This window comes from Acinetobacter sp. 226-1 (assembly GCF_030329325.1).
GTDB classification, from domain to species: Bacteria; Pseudomonadota; Gammaproteobacteria; order Pseudomonadales; family Moraxellaceae; genus Acinetobacter; species Acinetobacter sichuanensis.
Map to the genome: position 1 here is coordinate 1 of NZ_JACANU010000008.1, position 16,215 is coordinate 16,215.

Genomic DNA, 16,215 nt, shown 5'->3' on the forward strand with positions numbered 1-16,215 from the left:
TGGGGTTACCCATGTGAGAGTAAGTCATCGCCAGCTTTTAAATCTAAAAAGCCCCCTCAAAGCGAGGGGGCTTTTTTTATGGTTAATTCATAAATTAGCTATTTACCTAGTAAATAGCATTTTTGATAAAAGAAAACTTAGCTCAAGTGCCATTTTAAATGCTGTTATAAAGAAAAATGAGTAATATATAATCCAAAAATAGATCTTTCTTAAAAATATGCAAATTAAAAAAGTTGTACCAATTATTTTAAGACAACATGATTTAGGATTACAGTTTTTAGTATTTCAACATCCTTTGGCTGGGATTCAGATTGTAAAAGGCACTGTGGAGTTAAATGAAAGTTTAGAAGAAGCTGCTTTACGCGAGCTCTTTGAAGAAGCAGGGATTCAAAGTACTCATATACAAAGTTTTTTAGGTATTCATTGTCCAAAAGAAAAAGGACCAGATTGGTATGTTTTTGTATGTGAAACGCAGGAAAATCTTTTAGATCAATGGGTACATTATTGCCATGATGATGGTGGTTTAGAATTTAAATTTTTTTGGCATTTTTTATATACAAAACCTACGAGTGACTGGCATTCACTATTTCAGGACTTATTGGTATTTATTCAAGATAATTATGAATCAAAATATAAATGATTATCATGTTTTCGTAAGACTGTCATAAAAATGATTTTAAATGATGTAACACCTTTATTTAAAAAGATTTATATGAAAAAGCTTACTTATTCTTTGTTGACTCTAGTCATTTTAGGATTAACTGCATGTAATGATGATGACAATGATGTGCATAATGAATCTACTATCACAGTGCCAACCTTAGTTTCATTTGCTCGATTAGATGTTGAAACTTATGCTTCGGGACCAAATTCAGGAAGTTTTGTCAAAGGTGCTAATGGTATTTTTCCACCATTTAAAGGGCAACCAGTGCAAGGTTTTTCTGGTGCTTTAAAAAACGGTGATGGTACTTATATGGTCATGGCTGATAATGGTTTTGGTACACAGGATAATTCTTCAGATTTCCTATTACGAATTTATCAAATTAAGCCTGATTTTCGAACTCAGACGACTGGCTCTGCAAAAGTTCAAGTCATGAGCTTTATTCAGTTACGTGATCCAAATAAGCTGATTCCATTTGATATTATCAATCAAAATACAACGGATCGTTTGTTGACAGGTGCAGATTTTGATCCAGAATCGATTCAAAGAACAGAAGATGGTAGTTACTGGATTGGAGATGAATTTGGTCCTTATTTGCTACATTTTGACAAAGATGGTGTACTGATTGATGCACCAATTTCATTGCCGAATCCCCTCAAAAAAGGGACAGAATTGCGTTCACCTCAGAATCAACTGAATAAAGCCAATATTAACTATGTTGAACCTTTAACACAGCAGAGTGGTGGTTTTGAGGGGATGGCATTGTCGAAAGATGGGCAATATTTATATCCATTACTAGAAAAACCATTAATAGGTGAAAGCAATAAGCAGTTACTGATTTCACAGTTTGATATTAAGAAAAAAGCGTATACTGGAAAATATTATTATTTTACTTTGAATGATAAAGCAACAAATATTGGTGACTTCCAACTCTTTGATGACAAGTCAGGTATTATTATTGAGCGTGATCCGAGTCAAAATAAGTTAGATGCTTATAAAAAACTCATTAAAATTGAACTAGGTGAGTCTGGTCAGGCTGTAAAGCGTTCTGATCTTGTCGATTTGATGAATATTGCTAATCCTCATCATTTATATGGCACAATTCGAGACGGAGATATTGGAACTGAAAAGAATTTTGCTTTTCCATTTGAAACAATTGAAGATGTAATTATTGAAAATAGCACAACGTTAACTGTGTTGAATGATAATAATTTTCCTGGTTCATCAGGGCGTAATGGAAAACGTGCTGATGATAATGAAATTATTCAAATTAAATTACCTCAAGCACTTTATTAAATTTTAAGCAGATAAGAACAAGCCCCTTCATAAAAGGGGTTTTGTTTTTATGTAGTTCTAAAACAGGCGTATACTGAACAGACATAAGGAGTGATTATGTCTGATTTAGCCGAAAATGCAGATTATATAGAATATGGTAGTAAGTCTTTTATGGCGATTTTACTATCTTTGTTTTTGGCAGGTTTTGCGGTTTTTTCATCGTTGTATTGTGTGCAACCGATGATGCCATTTTTGGCAAAGTTTTTTCAGATTTCTCCAACTCATAGTAGTTTTCCACTGTCATTTTCGACCATTGCTTTGGCTTTAGGGCTCCTTTTTGCTGGCTTAATTTCGGATCGTTTTGGTCGTAAGCCGATTATGGCAATCTCATTATTTTCTACAGCGAGCTTACTCTTACTAAGTGCATTTTTACCTTATTGGGAGGTATTTCTTGCAACCCGAATGATGGTTGGATTAGCAGTAAGTGGCGTTGCATCTGTTGCCATGACTTATATTGGCGAAGAAATTGCACAAAAAGATGTCGGCTTTGCTATGGGACTATATATTTCAGGAACAGCAATCGGTGGAATGGGTGGGCGCTTGATTGCAGGCGTATTGCTGGATTATATTTCATGGCAAACAGCAACGATGGTTATCGGTGTGCTTAATTTATTGATTGCTTTGGTTTTTTATATTGCTTTACCAGCTTCTAAACACTTTAAGTCTTATCCAATTCAATTTTCTCGTTTTATCCAATCATTTAAGAAAAATTTATCTGATCCTAAGTTACGGTTGTTGTTTGCACAAGGTTTTATTCTGATGGGATGCTTTGTCACTGTGTTTAATTACATGAGTTATCATCTTTTGGAAAAGCCTTTTGAACTGTCACAAACTTGGATCGGTTTAATTTCGATTGCTTATTTATCAGGAATTTACAGTTCACCACGTGCAGCCAGTTGGAGTAGAAAGTTTGGTCGAGACAAAGTTTTAATTGCAATGTTTACCACGATGATTCTTGGTTTATGGATCATGTTAATCCCTTCACTTTGGGTTATTTTAATTGGATTATTGATCTTCACCTTTTCATTTTTCGCAGCGCATTCAACCTCAAGTAGTTGGGTTTCGGTTCAATCTTTACAGTATCGTGCGGTTGGATCATCACTGTATTTATTTTGTTACTATTTAGGTTCAAGCTTTTTAGGAAGTGCTAACGGTTTAGTCTGGGAAAAGTATGGATGGTTGGGATTAATCCTGACCATCACAATGGTATTATTCATTGGTTTATTTATTGCCTTAAAACTACATCAAATGCAAAAAATGACGATACATCATTAATGTTTTAAATTACTTTGAATAAACTCAATACTACTTTTTTTCAATTGCTCCAATGCTTCCGCTTCTACAGGATAATGTCCGCCTTTAGGTAATAATACGACTTGATGCGGAACTGAGAGCCGATCTAAAACAGGTTGACTCAGTTTAAGTGGTGTCCAGTGATCTTCAGCAGGCTGCGTCAATAGAACTGGACATTGACTAAAACTGGATAAATCATATTTAGGTTTATAATTCATATAACTATTTAGAAATTGAATAGACATACTATTACCTGCTGAAGTGTTATCTTGCAGCATAATTTTTAATGCTTTTTTATTATTTGTTAAGGCATACATTTTAGAAACAAGGGACATGGGTAATGGAATACTTTTCACGACTGGGGTCATTGCTCCAATTTTCATACTTGGAAGAAGAGCAGGGCTTAAAGGGCTAAAACGCATGGTTGCTTTTTTTACACCTACTCTTTGTTGGTCTAGAAAAGTCATTCCAATGATGCCTTTAATATTTCTATTTTGCATTGCGACATGCATAGTTAGCATACCACCAGCAGATAAACCATAAAGAAAAATTGGACGATCATCTTTTTGAGCTTCAGTGTTGACAAAATCATTGACCAATTGCACCCAGTCATCATAACGAATTGCACTTTTTGAAGGATATTCAGTTAGCCCATAGCCTGGTAAATCGAGTGCTATAGTTTCATAACCTGCTTGTGCTAAAGGATGCCCTAAAATTAAACTGAGCTGTCTACCATTCGTTCCAACGCCATGTAATAAAATTATTTTCGCGGTAGATTGTGGTTGTGGATAGGTGTCAACATGAACACGGTAACTGTGCCATGACCAAAAATATTCTTGCGGTGCATTTTCATTGGTGAGTCGATATTGTTCTGGTAACTGATTTTGTAAATCTTTCCATGCTTTTTGTTCGGTATAAGTTTTGGCTTTGAGAGAAGAAGCCGATACAAATGTATATAAAAATACGATAAAGGATAAAAAAATCTTTTTTAGAACCATGATGCAGTTCTCGTTTTATTGTTTGAGTGAGATTAAGTGAATTTTTTGAAAAAAGATGTGCAAAAATGTTTGTTTATAAGTATTTTATGATCATTTTTGCCAATTTTATAAATTAGTCATTGAATTTAAATAAAATATAAAATCAACCATTTGTCGGATTTTTATTCGATTACAACTCAAATAGCAAATATCGCTTTTAAAAAGTGATGTATTTTCAAGTAATTTATAAAAAAGAAGTAAATTTTCAGTTATTTATTTTTGTGTGTTTTTTAATCAAGCAACATGAGGTAAATTCATGTTAAAATGATCAACTTTCATCTTAGATCTCTCCCGATCGCCAACTGCCAATCGAGAAATTCACCATGTCGACCGCTTATACTGCTCAAACTGCGCCTACTGCGTTGTTTGATTATGACAAATATTGGGCATCGTGCTTTGAACCCGCACCATTTTTGCCAATGTCACGTGAGGAAATGGATTTACTCGGCTGGGATAGTTGTGACTTTATTTTAGTCTGTGGCGATGCCTATATCGACCATCCTTCTTTCTGTTCAGGGATTATCGGACGTACTTTGGAAGCGCAAGGTTTCCGTGTCGGGATCATTGCACAGCCTGACTGGACTTCTGCCGAAGCATTTAAAGTTTTAGGTAAACCGAATATTGCGTGGGGCGTGACCGCAGGCAATATGGACTCCATGATCAACCGTTATACGGCTGACCGTAAAATTCGTTCGGATGATGCTTATTCACCTGATAATCAACCGAATAAACGTCCAGACCGTGCCGCGACAGTGTATTGCCAGCGTGTACGTGAGGCGTATCCCGATGTTCCTGTTTTGTTGGGCGGTATTGAAGCTTCTTTGCGTCGTATTGCGCATTATGACTATTGGTCAGACAAAGTTCGTCGTTCGGTGTTGATGGACTCGAAAGCTGATTTACTCATGTATGGTAATGGTGAGCGTTCGATTACTGAAGTCATGCACCGTCTGGCACGTGGTGAAAAGATCACAGACATTACCGATGTGCGTGGTACAGCATTTATTATCAATAAACATAATCGTGCGTCTAAAGCGAAATTTGTTGAAATTGCTTCAAATGATGTCGATGCGATTGGTCGTGTAGACCCGATCATCAATCCTTATGTGATGACGGAAGATTTGGACGGTTGTGAAATTGAAAAAGATAAGGGCAATTCTTTAACTCAATATCAAAATTTTCAGAAAGAACTGGTTGCAAATCCAATCGTCCGTGAAGGCGATAATTTGGATGAAAATACTCAAATTGTCCAATTACAGCCCGCATCTAAAGCCATTAAACACAAATTGCCACCACGTGAATTGGCAGTGATTCGTTTACCTGCATTTGAAGAGGTGGCGAAAGATCCTGTTTTGTATGCACACGCTAACCGTATTTTGCATTTGGAAACCAATCCGGGGAATGCACGAGCAATGGTTCAGAAGCATGGTGAACGTGATGTATGGTTAAACGCACCGCCGATTCCGTTGACCACAGAAGAAATGGATTATGTGTTTGACTTGCCTTATGCACGTCTGCCACATCCCGCATATAAAGATGCACGTTTTCCTGCATTTGACATGATTAAATTCTCTGTGAATATCATGCGTGGCTGTTTTGGTGGTTGTACTTTCTGTTCGATCACAGAACATGAAGGTCGTATTATCCAGAACCGTTCTGAAGAATCCATTTTGCGTGAAGTGGAAAAAATTCGTGATACAGCACCGGGCTTTACTGGGATTATTTCAGACTTGGGCGGACCAACGGCAAATATGTACCGTTTGGCGTGTAAAGACCCTGAGATTGAGAAAAACTGTCGTAAACCTTCATGTGTATTCCCAGGTGTATGCCAGAACCTACATACAGATCATGCGCCATTAACACAGTTGTATCGTAAAGCACGTGCTTTGCCGGGCATTAAAAAGATTTTGATTGGTTCAGGACTACGTTATGACTTAGCGGTATTAAACCCTGAATATGTCAAAGAGCTGGTACAGCATCATGTCGGTGGCTATTTAAAAATTGCGCCTGAGCATACCGAAAAAGGTCCACTCAACAAGATGATGAAACCGGGCATAGGCACTTATGACCGTTTCAAGCAAATGTTTGATCGCTTCAGTAAGGAAGCGGGTAAGGAACAGTATTTGATTCCGTACTTTATCGCTGCGCACCCAGGTACGACTGATTATGACATGATGAACCTTGCGATCTGGTTGAAAAAGAATGGCTTCCGTGCCGATCAGGTACAGACTTTCTATCCATCACCAATGGCAACTGCGACCACCATGTACTACACAGGTAAAAACCCACTGGCGAAAGTGGCACGTTATACTGAAGATGTAGACATCGTTAAAGGTGAGAAGCGTCGTCGTCTGCACAAAGCCTTCTTGCGTTATCATGATCCAAACAACTGGCCTTTACTACGTGACGCACTGAGAGAAATGGGTCGTCAGGATTTGATTGGAAATTCGAAACAACATTTGATTCCGACCTATCAACCTGCAAGTGTTGAGGGTGAGTACAAGTCTGCACGTAAGAAAAACTCAAGCGTGGCGGGTGACTCACAAAAACGTACTGGTGAACAAGGTAATCGAAGCAAAGCAGGACAAGCTCAGTCACGTCCATCGAATACTAAAAAACGTCCTGAACGTGGGCAGATCTTGACACAACATACAGGTTTACCACCACGTGAAACAGGTGATAAAAAACCGTTTGGTGGCAATGTGAAAGCGAAGTCTAAGCCAAAAAATAAAGCTTAAGTTTTGAAATAGAAGAGGATGTGTAAGCATCCTTTTTTATTGCTTTAAATTTAGGCAAAAGTTATATTGAGACTTTCTTTTAAGGGCTCCGATGTCCTTTATTTAAAATAATATGACAGAAAATATATCAACTTATACAGTAGAAGAACTCGCCAGAATAGAAGAATTTGAAGCTCCCTATCTACAAAAAATTGCAGAAAGAGGAATTACTCAAAACGATATTGACGCATTAAATACAATTAATCATCAAGCCCTAGTGACTAAAAAGCAAAACAAAGATGACATTATTTTATGGCTTCTTGAACATAGTAATTTTGCTACAGAAGACTATATTTATCCCTATATTTTTAGCCAATATTTAAGAAAAAATAATATTGAAATTGAGCGACCTTTATGGGTTGCACCAAATGAAAGAATGAATCATACACATATATCGGCTGATAATAAATATTATATATTTGATTTACGAATCGGTGGCAATGATGTCTTTATTTCAGGTAGTTTAAAGTTATATGAAACAAAAGATTATTATTTTCCTGAGTTCAAAATCTATAATGATGTTTATATAAAATTTTTTGATGGAACATACGAACTTTGGAATTATCCCGAAGAACAATTTCCACCTGTTTATGAACATACGACTTTATATGATGAGTATACAGATAAATTTTATATCATAGGTGGTTTAGGTTCGGGCGATCGGCAACGTAAAAATATCACCGAAATTTATGCATTAGATTTAGAAACCAAGGATATACAGAAGATAGAGGCTTTAGGTGAATCTCCTCCGTGTTTACATAGTCATAGCGTTAAAATATGGAATCGTGATTTAATCGAAATGAAAGGTGGATTTATTCTGCACAAGGGTATTGCGATTAAAAATTTGTATATTTGGTATTTTAATTTAAAAACAAAAATGTGGTTAACGCAAAATTCTGAAAAATATCAACATTGGATAATTCAAGCAGCTGAAAATGATGAGTTGTTTTTACAAACTTCTCAAGAAATTTTAAAAATGGAAGAAGAAAAATTTTATTCAGTTAAATTTATTGAAGAGCATAAAGAACATTTATTCAAAAACTATAAATATCAACCTAGGTATCAGCTATATCCGCAATTATATCATGCTCATGAAGCTATATATGTATCTAAAATAGAAGGTTTTCCATATCTGAATCCAATTTATCAATGTATTTTACAAGGTCAGGTATATCATTGTTTTGAAGGGTACAATCGAGTTGAAGTCGCATTTCAGGCATCTACTTCAAATGAGTTTCAACAGTTTATTATCAAAGATTTAACATCTAAACTTAAACAAATTTCAGGTCATGATATAGTCGCTGAAAAATTAAGTTAAGAAATAAAGCATGTGTAAACATCCTTTTTCATCTAAAAAATTAAATTGTCTAACAATATTTTGATTATTTCATCGGTTAAAGTTGAATTGCATGAGCATTATCGCTATAAATGGATATAAATGTCATTTCTTTGTCATAAGAAAAAGATATTTTTAATGTCGTTATTGATCAAATCAGCAATACATAAGTAAATGATCAAAAATCTAAAGTATAAGATGGGATCTTATATGTTAGATGGTAAATTGAAGTTATTGATGGAAAAGTGAAATAAAAGACGGTAATAAATCGTTTTAAATTATAAAAATAGATAAGGAAAGGAAATCATGGATTTAATGATTCTTGTGACCCTCGCTATACTCGCTATTGTGAGTTTGATTGCTTATAATGGTTTGAAAAATAAGCAAAAAGTGGATAGCGTGTTACGCCAACGTGCAGTTTTTAATTCGCATGAATTAATGACTTATAGCCGTATAAAAGAAATTTTACCTACAGCCAATATTTTGGCTCATGTTTCTTTTGATGCATTATTAACAACCAAGTATTTACATACACGTCGTAAATATCAAAAAATGTTTGCAGATTTTGTTATTTTAGATCAAGACTTTAAAGTTATTTCAATTATTACTTTAAATGATCCTAATGCTTTGAAAAGAATGAGTACTGATAATAATCAAGATACCTTGCTAGAAATGGCAGGTTATCGTGTGATTCGTTATTTTGGTGTACCAGAATATCAAAAATTACGTGAAGATTTTTTTGAAGATTATATTCAAACACATGATGTACATGCTTTAGATGCTTCATCAGCTCAATTAGAAATATACGCTGAGCGTATTGCCCGCTCTCGTGTTTATGGATAATGATAAAAAATGCATGGCTGAGCATGCATTTTTTAAATATAAAATTTAAAGAATTTGTAGAACAAACAACCGAATTTGAATCATAAATTTAATTCTGATTATTCATTGATTATTCAGGTTTTACTGCAACAACCGTCATTTCAACCAATACATCAGGATGATAAAGTTTAGCTTCTACACACGTTCTTGGTAGAGCTTCAATATCTGCAACCCATGCATCCCATAGTTCATTAAATGCAGCATAGTCATTTTCAATATCTTTTAGATAAATGGTGACGGACATGATATGACTTTTGTCCGTGCCTGCATCAGCAAGAAAACGATCAATGATATCTAAAGTCTGTTGAGTTTGACCTTGAATATCCAAGCTCAGGTCAGAAGCGAGCTGACCCGCCAGATGTACTAAATTGCCTGAAATGGCAATTTCAGAAAAGCGTTTTTCGACATGTAAGCGTTGTACAGCCATGCAAATATTCCCATTGTCTTGATACTGTTCAGTGTAGGGGATTATTAATGATCTGCAAATCAGCTTTATGCAGTTTTAGTATAGTTATCTATACATCTTAATTTTTTCATGTGGAAAATCAGTAGACAATGTGCATCTGGACAAATAATTAGATTGCCCAAATTTAAAAATGGAATCTGTTGAGTTCGCAATAGATTTAGGCAATCAGCAAGGCTGCATTGTAGTGGGCAGAGTTGTTGTATTTTTCTTACAGAATCAATGATTAAGTGATGCATGGTAAGCTCCGTGAAATGGATAAAATGATGGATGGCATTGCACCATCCATAGATGAAAATTAAGGTTGAGGAGGTGTATAAGATTTTAGTTCACGATTAGGTCGATGGCTGATCTGATACCAGTCGATATTACGGGTAATGAACATCACCACAGCGAGTAGGACAAAGGCAATGACAGAGCCGATAAGGAAAGTCTTGCCTGAAGACTGCAACAGCATATACATGATGGCGTAGAGTGAACTGAGAATAATGCCGAATAAGATTGCAGGTTTAAAACCTTTCATCACGAAGAATAAGTACCATGTCATTAAGCCGACACAAGCGATACTCGCCACGACATATGCCCATGCAAAGGCATAGTACTCGCTGATCGAAAGGAGTAGAACAAAGAAAATCCCTTGTGCGATTGCAACCAAAGAGTATTGAATTGGGTGAATACGTAAGCTTTTCAGCACTTCAAATAAGAAGAAACAACCAAAGGTGATGATAATAATGACAATACCGTATTTAATCGCACGGTCAGTTTGAGTGTAGACATTTACCGACTCTAAAAATTCAGTGCTTAAACCACTTTCAGTGATGGCTTGACCTTCTTCATAAGCTGCTTCTGCAGTCGCAGTATTGCTAAACTGACGTAGACATTCATTATTATCACATTCGGCAAGTCGATTCATATTTTGATTGCCTAGTGCAATATTTTTCCATTGAGCACTAAATTGTTGATGACTACTGGTTTTTTCAAAGGGTAAATTTTGCCCAGAATATTTGGCATCTGCCCAGTTCCCTTTAGCTTGGTAGCTGATATGACGACTGGTTGGAACAAGAGTAAATTTACCTAGACCGAGCAGATCTGTATTTAAGTCAAAGCTAAAACCATTTTGTATGGCTTGGATTAACTCAGGATATTTTTTGGCAGAAATACTCATAAAGTCAAAACTAGAACGACTATTGCTTTGGCTGCCCATTTCAAAGGCATATTTTTTATTGAGTATTTGCAAGGTCGGTTGTGTGTTTAAACCTCGTGGATCATGGATTGGAAATACGATTTCGGATTTATCCCATTGATAATGATGGGCTTCCAATGTTGGTTTTTGAAACATACCTTTGGCAGAAAGTTGCGCGTTATAACTGATGGCGCGATAAATCGTACGTTTATAAGTATCATTAGAAACATTAAAATTGGCTTGCCATTGTGTGCTATCTGCATTGATCAGCATGACATGTTCTTGAATACATGAGTATTGCTCATTGTTTTTATTGATACATGTGCTTGCTTCTTTATCTTTATAAGGCACACGGATAAAGGGCGAAATAATGGTTTGTGGGCTGATGTTATTACGTGAAATTTCATTGAGGAAGGCTTGTTGGTAGCCTTGTCGTTCATAGACAAGACTGGAGATAAACAATAAACCTGCCGAAAAGATCGCTACGAGAATGACAATCGCAATGATTTTAAGAGTGAGAAAACTCGAACGCATGATGGTGTCCTGAATCTTATTGTGTCAGGACATAGTCTGCAAAAGTGCTGTGCGTTTTATTTGTTTTACTGTTGAGCTTTGTGTGAAGTTTAGGTGAATTTTGATTGGATCAATGTTCTAAGGCAATTGAATTTTGACCATCACGCCACGCTGATGAGGTTGTAGTCGGGCAATATGATTCGTTTGAATATTTTCAATACTAATCTGCCCATGATGTTGTTCAATCACTTGTTTGACAATACTCAGACCAATCCCCGAACTGCGTTGCTGTGACACAGGACGGGGCAGAGAAAAATAGGTTTCAAAAACTTGGTTCAGCGCATAATCAGGAATCCATTCTCCTTCATTAAAAATATGCAGTGCTGTTTTTTGCTGAGGCAGTCGGTGTAGCTGAATCAGAATTTTTGCCGATTCTGCGGAAAAATCGAGGGCATTGTCTAGAAGATTGGCGAGCGTTTGTTGAATCCAAAAACGATCAGCCATCATCATGCACTGAGCATCCAGATCAAGTAGACACTGTATATTTTTACTGTGCAACTGACTGGCGTGTTGGTCGAGCACTTGTTGAATGAGTTCAGCCAGATCAAATGTTTGCAGCTCAAGCTGATGTTTGGATTTTTCCAGTCGGGTCAGCAATAACATTCGATCAATCAGGCTTCTTAAACGCTGACTTTGGGTATGGATATGTGTGGCAAACTGTTGTTGGTCATACAGTGGCAAATCTTCTTTGAGCAGTTCGGCACTGGCTTGAATGGCAGTCAGCGGGCTTTTTAGTTCATGGGTCAGTGTATTGACATAATGTTCCACATAGGCCCGATCTTCAAGTTTTTCCCGCATGGTTTCAATGGCTTGAGCCACAAGATTCAGCTCCTGTGCTGAACGGAAATGTGGCGTCTGATTGACAGGTGCAAGTGCCTGTGCGTATTTACGTACCCGATCAATGCTGTGTTTCAGCCAATAAGCGACTAAACTGGCTAAAAATAAACTCAGTAAGGTAATCCAGAGGGCTTGTTGAAATAATTGATTTTCTGAACGTTGAATATAGGGTTGTACCGAGCTGTTTGGTTTACCAATGCTGACCACCCCAATCAGTTGCTGCTGTTGATTGACCTGATAATAAATTGGCGCTGCAATGTACATGGTACTGCTGTCACTATCTTCTGCATAACTGCGGGTTGAGCGTACGCCGTATTTACCTTGCAGGGTCAGATAGACATCATTCCATCTGGAATAGTCCTGACCTGTCGCAATGCCCTGAGAATCATAAATGACAATGCCTTTGGCATCGGTAATATAAATCTGTTGGTTAATTTCTTTTTTGTTGTGCTGCCAGATGGTGGCATTCAGTTTACGGTTCAGTGCTTTTTGAATTTTTTCATCGAACTGCGGAGTGCTGACCTGATGCTCATATACATCTTGTGCGACCAACATGGCAATAATATTGGCATTTTCCGCTAAAGTATCTTCGACCACCTGACGTACATTGGGTTTGACTTGCTGGTTAAATGTATAAGACATGAACCACAAACCGAGCAAAATGATCAAACCAAAGAAAAACCAGATACGAATGAAGATAGACATGTTTTAGCTGATCCGTTTTAAGCGATAGCCAAAACCACGATGGGTTTCAATCGGGTCTTGTTCGGGTGCAATTTGTTTGAGCTTATTACGGATACTTTTAATATGTGTATCTACAGTTCTTTCTAAACTATGTTCAGGATGCTCCCAGACATGATCCATTAACTGTTGCCGACTAAAGACTTGTTCAGGGCGGTCAATCAACAATTTAAGCAGACGATATTCATAACGGGTCAGTTGCAGCAACGTACCAAAATATTGAATTTGCAAAGCTTCATCTATACATTGCCAAACAGTGGATGAACCCAACTGAGCACTTGAATCAGACATGTTTTGCACAGCTTGTAATTGTGCCTGTATTTCCATTCTGCGCCAGATGGCTTTGATTCGAGAGACAATTTCACGAGAACTAAAGGGCTTGGTACAGTAATCATCCGCTCCAATTTCCAACCCCACAATCCGATCAATTTCATCATCACGGGCGGTTAAAAACAGCAGGGGAGTATGGCTAAACTGACGGATTTTTTTACAGACTTCAAAACCATTTAAGTCAGGTAAGCCGATATCTAAAATAATAAAATCAAAAGCTTGCTGCTGAATATATTCAATCGTTTGAAGCCCTGTATTTGCCCAAGTCACTTGCCATTCTTCACGTTCAAGTGCATAACGCAGTGGCATTAAAATTGCGGCATCATCTTCGACACACAGAATCTGTTTTTTATTATTCATATTGCTGAAAATATCTTTGAAAATCAGTTTGAGTGTACTGAATTTTAATTTTTTAGGCGAATCATTTCAGTGAAGTTTAGGTGAACTTTAAAAGAGAGAGAATGTTTTGATTTACAGCTTGGGGAAGGGTATTTTGTATAATGAAGCGTTGTACAACGAATTTGAAATAATAAATTTATCCATCGATATTGTCTGAGCGCCCTGTAACATTCGGATTTGATCGTCACGCCAATCACAGGACAGCAGAGCAAAAGTATTGGTGACTTTTGATCTCTCAGCTACTACATGGATAATGTAGCGCGTGGAATAGATTACTCTAATTTAGCGTAAACAGGGTAAATATTTGTACAAAATAGGTTCTTTTGCTTTAAAAATAGCCAAAAGTATAAGATGAAAAATTATGATGAGCCAGTTAACTCATTTTTACCATAAAGAAAGTTGGTTTTCTTGTTGAGCTTCAGCGAGTTGGTAGAGTCCAACACCAATCAGACGAAACTGTAAATGTTCAGCAATTTGCATTTCACTTAATAAAGTCTGTACCACCTGAATCATATCTTGCTGTGAACTAAGTGCCTGTTTAAAACTTTTACTGTGTTGTAAAACCTGAAAGTTTTTAAGTTTGAGTTTAACCGTTACGCCACGTGCTTGAAGTTGTTTTTTGACTAAAGCTTGCCATACTCGTTCAATGAGCTGGTTCCAATGAGGTGTGCACTGCTGTAAGGTCAGATCATCATCAAAGGTGGTTTCATTGGAAATTTGCTGACGTTGGCGCTCAGCCTCAACGGGACGTTCATCAATGCCTTGAGCATATAAAAATAATTGTTTGCCATATTTTCCAAAATGATGAATCAGAATATTTTCTTCAATTTTTTGTAAGTCTCCTAAAGTTTCGAGCTTGAGGCTATGTAATTTTTCTTGTGTAACTTTGCCCACACCTGGAATTTTTTTTAGCGGTAAATTCTGAATAAAGTGCTGTACCTGACTGGGTTTAATAACGCAAATTCCATTGGGTTTATGCCAGTCAGAGGCAACTTTGGCAAGAAATTTATTCGGTGCAACCCCTGCGGAAGCAGTCAGCCCAGTCAGCCTGAAAATATCGGCACGGATTCGTTCTGCCACTTCAGTTGCGCTTGGAATATTTTGCAGATTTTCTGTGACATCCAAATAGGCTTCATCTAGAGACAACGGTTCAATCAAGTGAGTATATTGCTGAAAAATCTGATGAATTTGGCTAGACACGGCACGATATTGATCAAAATGCGGTTCAATCACAATCACTTGCGGACACAGTTTTCGAGCTTGTGACATAGACATGGCTGAGCGTAGACCAAATGCACGTGCAGGGTAAGACGCTGCCGCAATCACCGCCCGAGGATGGTGTGAGGAAATCACCACAGGTAAATGTTTTAATTCTGGTCGCTCTCTCAACTCGACGGAGGCGTAGAAAGCATCCATATCAATATGAATGATTTTTCTCATAAAACACAGTATCAAATCGCTGTGGAATGATTCTAACTGATCTCATGATAAATCGGACGAGAAATTGTGAATTGAAATGTTTATTGCGACCTCAATTGTCTTTTTAAAGTTTTTAAAAAATCATGTAAAGATGAAACTTAAAGATGATTTTGCTCTAAAAACCTGTTCCATTGATCTAAATCTCCATGAAAAACATTTAAATCTACAGGTTTGGCTATACCTTGAATTTTGCCTTGATTACTGCGTTGCCAAAATGTCCAAGGACGACCATCTTTTAAGTCGGGTTGATCTTGATATTCACGAATCCAAATGGGCGTATTTTTAAACTCCCCAATTAAAATGATGTTATAAAAATTTTTAGAGGTATAAAAAATCGGTTGTTTAGCAAAATGTTGTTGCAGTTGATCATGCATGATCTTGATTTGTTTCAATAACTGTTCTTTGGTAAAAGTGTTGATGCAATTACTGTCATATTCTAGATCTATCACGGGCGGCAGAGCATCTGGCTTATTCGGCACACTGCGAATAAAATTTTCAGCCTGAATTTTACCCTCACGACAGAGACGAAAAAAATGATAAGCACCTACTCGCATGCCTCTTTCACGAGCCTCTAGCCAATATTTTTGAAAATGATCATCTTGATAATCACCTCCTTCAGTGGCTTTTATATAAACGAACTGATATTGCTCTGGTGAAATTTTTTTCCAATCAATTTTGCCTTGATGGTGTGAAACATCAAACCCTTGAATTGGATAAGGCTCAGCAGAAGCGACATTGTGATGGAATAAGGTCAAATATAAAATTACCACGCAGCAACACAATGCCAAAGTCATGGCGCTATAACGGATTAGAGTTAGCTGTTTGATAATGGTTTTTTTTGACATTGTGGTTCTGATACAGAGGATGCCGATAGTTTAACGTGATCGACATC

Annotated in this window: 14 protein-coding genes; 7 read left to right on the plus strand and 7 right to left on the minus strand. The window is 36.9% G+C overall.

Annotation, left to right across the window (positions count from 1 at the left end):
• From HX124_RS12485 to HX124_RS12500, 4 genes are all read left to right on the plus strand, one after another.
• Positions 1 to 184 (plus strand): hypothetical protein (locus HX124_RS12485; RefSeq protein WP_286383386.1); only part of this gene is annotated, 184 nt, incomplete at its 5' end.
• 33 nt (positions 185 to 217) lie between these two features.
• Positions 218 to 640, plus strand: coding sequence for an NUDIX hydrolase (locus HX124_RS12490; RefSeq protein WP_286383385.1), 423 nt, complete (start codon positions 218 to 220; stop codon positions 638 to 640).
• A gap of 72 nt (positions 641 to 712) precedes the next feature.
• A complete protein-coding gene (locus HX124_RS12495) occupies positions 713 to 1,957 on the plus strand; it encodes an esterase-like activity of phytase family protein (RefSeq protein ID WP_286383384.1) in 1,245 nt (414 codons plus the stop codon).
• A 96-nt stretch (positions 1,958 to 2,053) separates the two neighbouring features.
• Entirely contained in the window at positions 2,054 to 3,271 is a 1,218-nt protein-coding gene (locus tag HX124_RS12500; protein ID WP_286383383.1) for an MFS transporter, read from the plus strand.
• Here HX124_RS12500 and HX124_RS12505 read toward each other — a convergent pair.
• Complete coding sequence (locus tag HX124_RS12505) at positions 3,268 to 4,287, minus strand: alpha/beta hydrolase (RefSeq protein ID WP_107008423.1); 1,020 nt, start codon at positions 4,285 to 4,287, stop codon at positions 3,268 to 3,270. The two genes, HX124_RS12500 and HX124_RS12505, sit on opposite strands and share 4 nt — an antisense overlap.
• Before the next feature lie 362 nt (positions 4,288 to 4,649).
• Between HX124_RS12505 and HX124_RS12510 the strand changes: the two genes are divergently transcribed.
• From HX124_RS12510 to HX124_RS12520, 3 genes are all read left to right on the plus strand, one after another.
• Positions 4,650 to 7,061 carry a YgiQ family radical SAM protein gene (locus tag HX124_RS12510; RefSeq protein WP_286383382.1) on the plus strand — a complete coding sequence of 804 codons (2,412 nt, stop codon included), beginning with the start codon at positions 4,650 to 4,652 and terminating at the stop codon, positions 7,059 to 7,061.
• Between the two features lie 112 nt (positions 7,062 to 7,173).
• Positions 7,174 to 8,418: an FBX42 beta-propeller domain-containing protein gene (locus tag HX124_RS12515; protein WP_286383381.1), complete on the plus strand. Its 1,245-nt coding sequence runs from the start codon at positions 7,174 to 7,176 to the stop codon at positions 8,416 to 8,418.
• 324 nt (positions 8,419 to 8,742) lie between these two features.
• Entirely contained in the window at positions 8,743 to 9,279 is a 537-nt protein-coding gene (locus tag HX124_RS12520; RefSeq protein ID WP_286383380.1) for a DUF2726 domain-containing protein, read from the plus strand.
• 109 nt (positions 9,280 to 9,388) lie between these two features.
• On the opposite strand, the gene HX124_RS12525 is transcribed toward HX124_RS12520, so the two are convergent.
• The 6 genes from HX124_RS12525 to HX124_RS12555 all read right to left on the minus strand — a co-directional run bounded on the left by HX124_RS12525 (position 9,389) and on the right by HX124_RS12555 (position 16,117).
• Entirely contained in the window at positions 9,389 to 9,745 is a 357-nt protein-coding gene (locus HX124_RS12525; RefSeq protein WP_107008420.1) for a RidA family protein, read from the minus strand.
• Positions 9,746 to 10,079: 334 nt separating this feature from the next.
• Positions 10,080 to 11,498, minus strand: a complete 1,419-nt coding sequence (creD, locus tag HX124_RS12535) for a cell envelope integrity protein CreD (RefSeq protein WP_286383378.1) — start codon at positions 11,496 to 11,498, stop codon at positions 10,080 to 10,082.
• Between the two features lie 117 nt (positions 11,499 to 11,615).
• Entirely contained in the window at positions 11,616 to 13,079 is a 1,464-nt protein-coding gene (creC, locus tag HX124_RS12540; protein ID WP_286383377.1) for a two-component system sensor histidine kinase CreC, read from the minus strand.
• 3 nt (positions 13,080 to 13,082) lie between these two features.
• On the minus strand, positions 13,083 to 13,805 hold the full coding sequence (creB, locus tag HX124_RS12545) for a two-component system response regulator CreB (protein ID WP_286383376.1): 723 nt from the start codon (positions 13,803 to 13,805) through the stop codon (positions 13,083 to 13,085).
• A gap of 423 nt (positions 13,806 to 14,228) precedes the next feature.
• Positions 14,229 to 15,284 carry a DNA polymerase IV gene (gene dinB, locus HX124_RS12550; protein ID WP_286383375.1) on the minus strand — a complete coding sequence of 352 codons (1,056 nt, stop codon included), beginning with the start codon at positions 15,282 to 15,284 and terminating at the stop codon, positions 14,229 to 14,231.
• Positions 15,285 to 15,421: 137 nt separating this feature from the next.
• A complete protein-coding gene (locus HX124_RS12555) occupies positions 15,422 to 16,117 on the minus strand; it encodes a glycoside hydrolase family 25 protein (RefSeq protein ID WP_502872829.1) in 696 nt (231 codons plus the stop codon).
• Positions 16,118 to 16,215 lie beyond the last annotated feature (98 nt).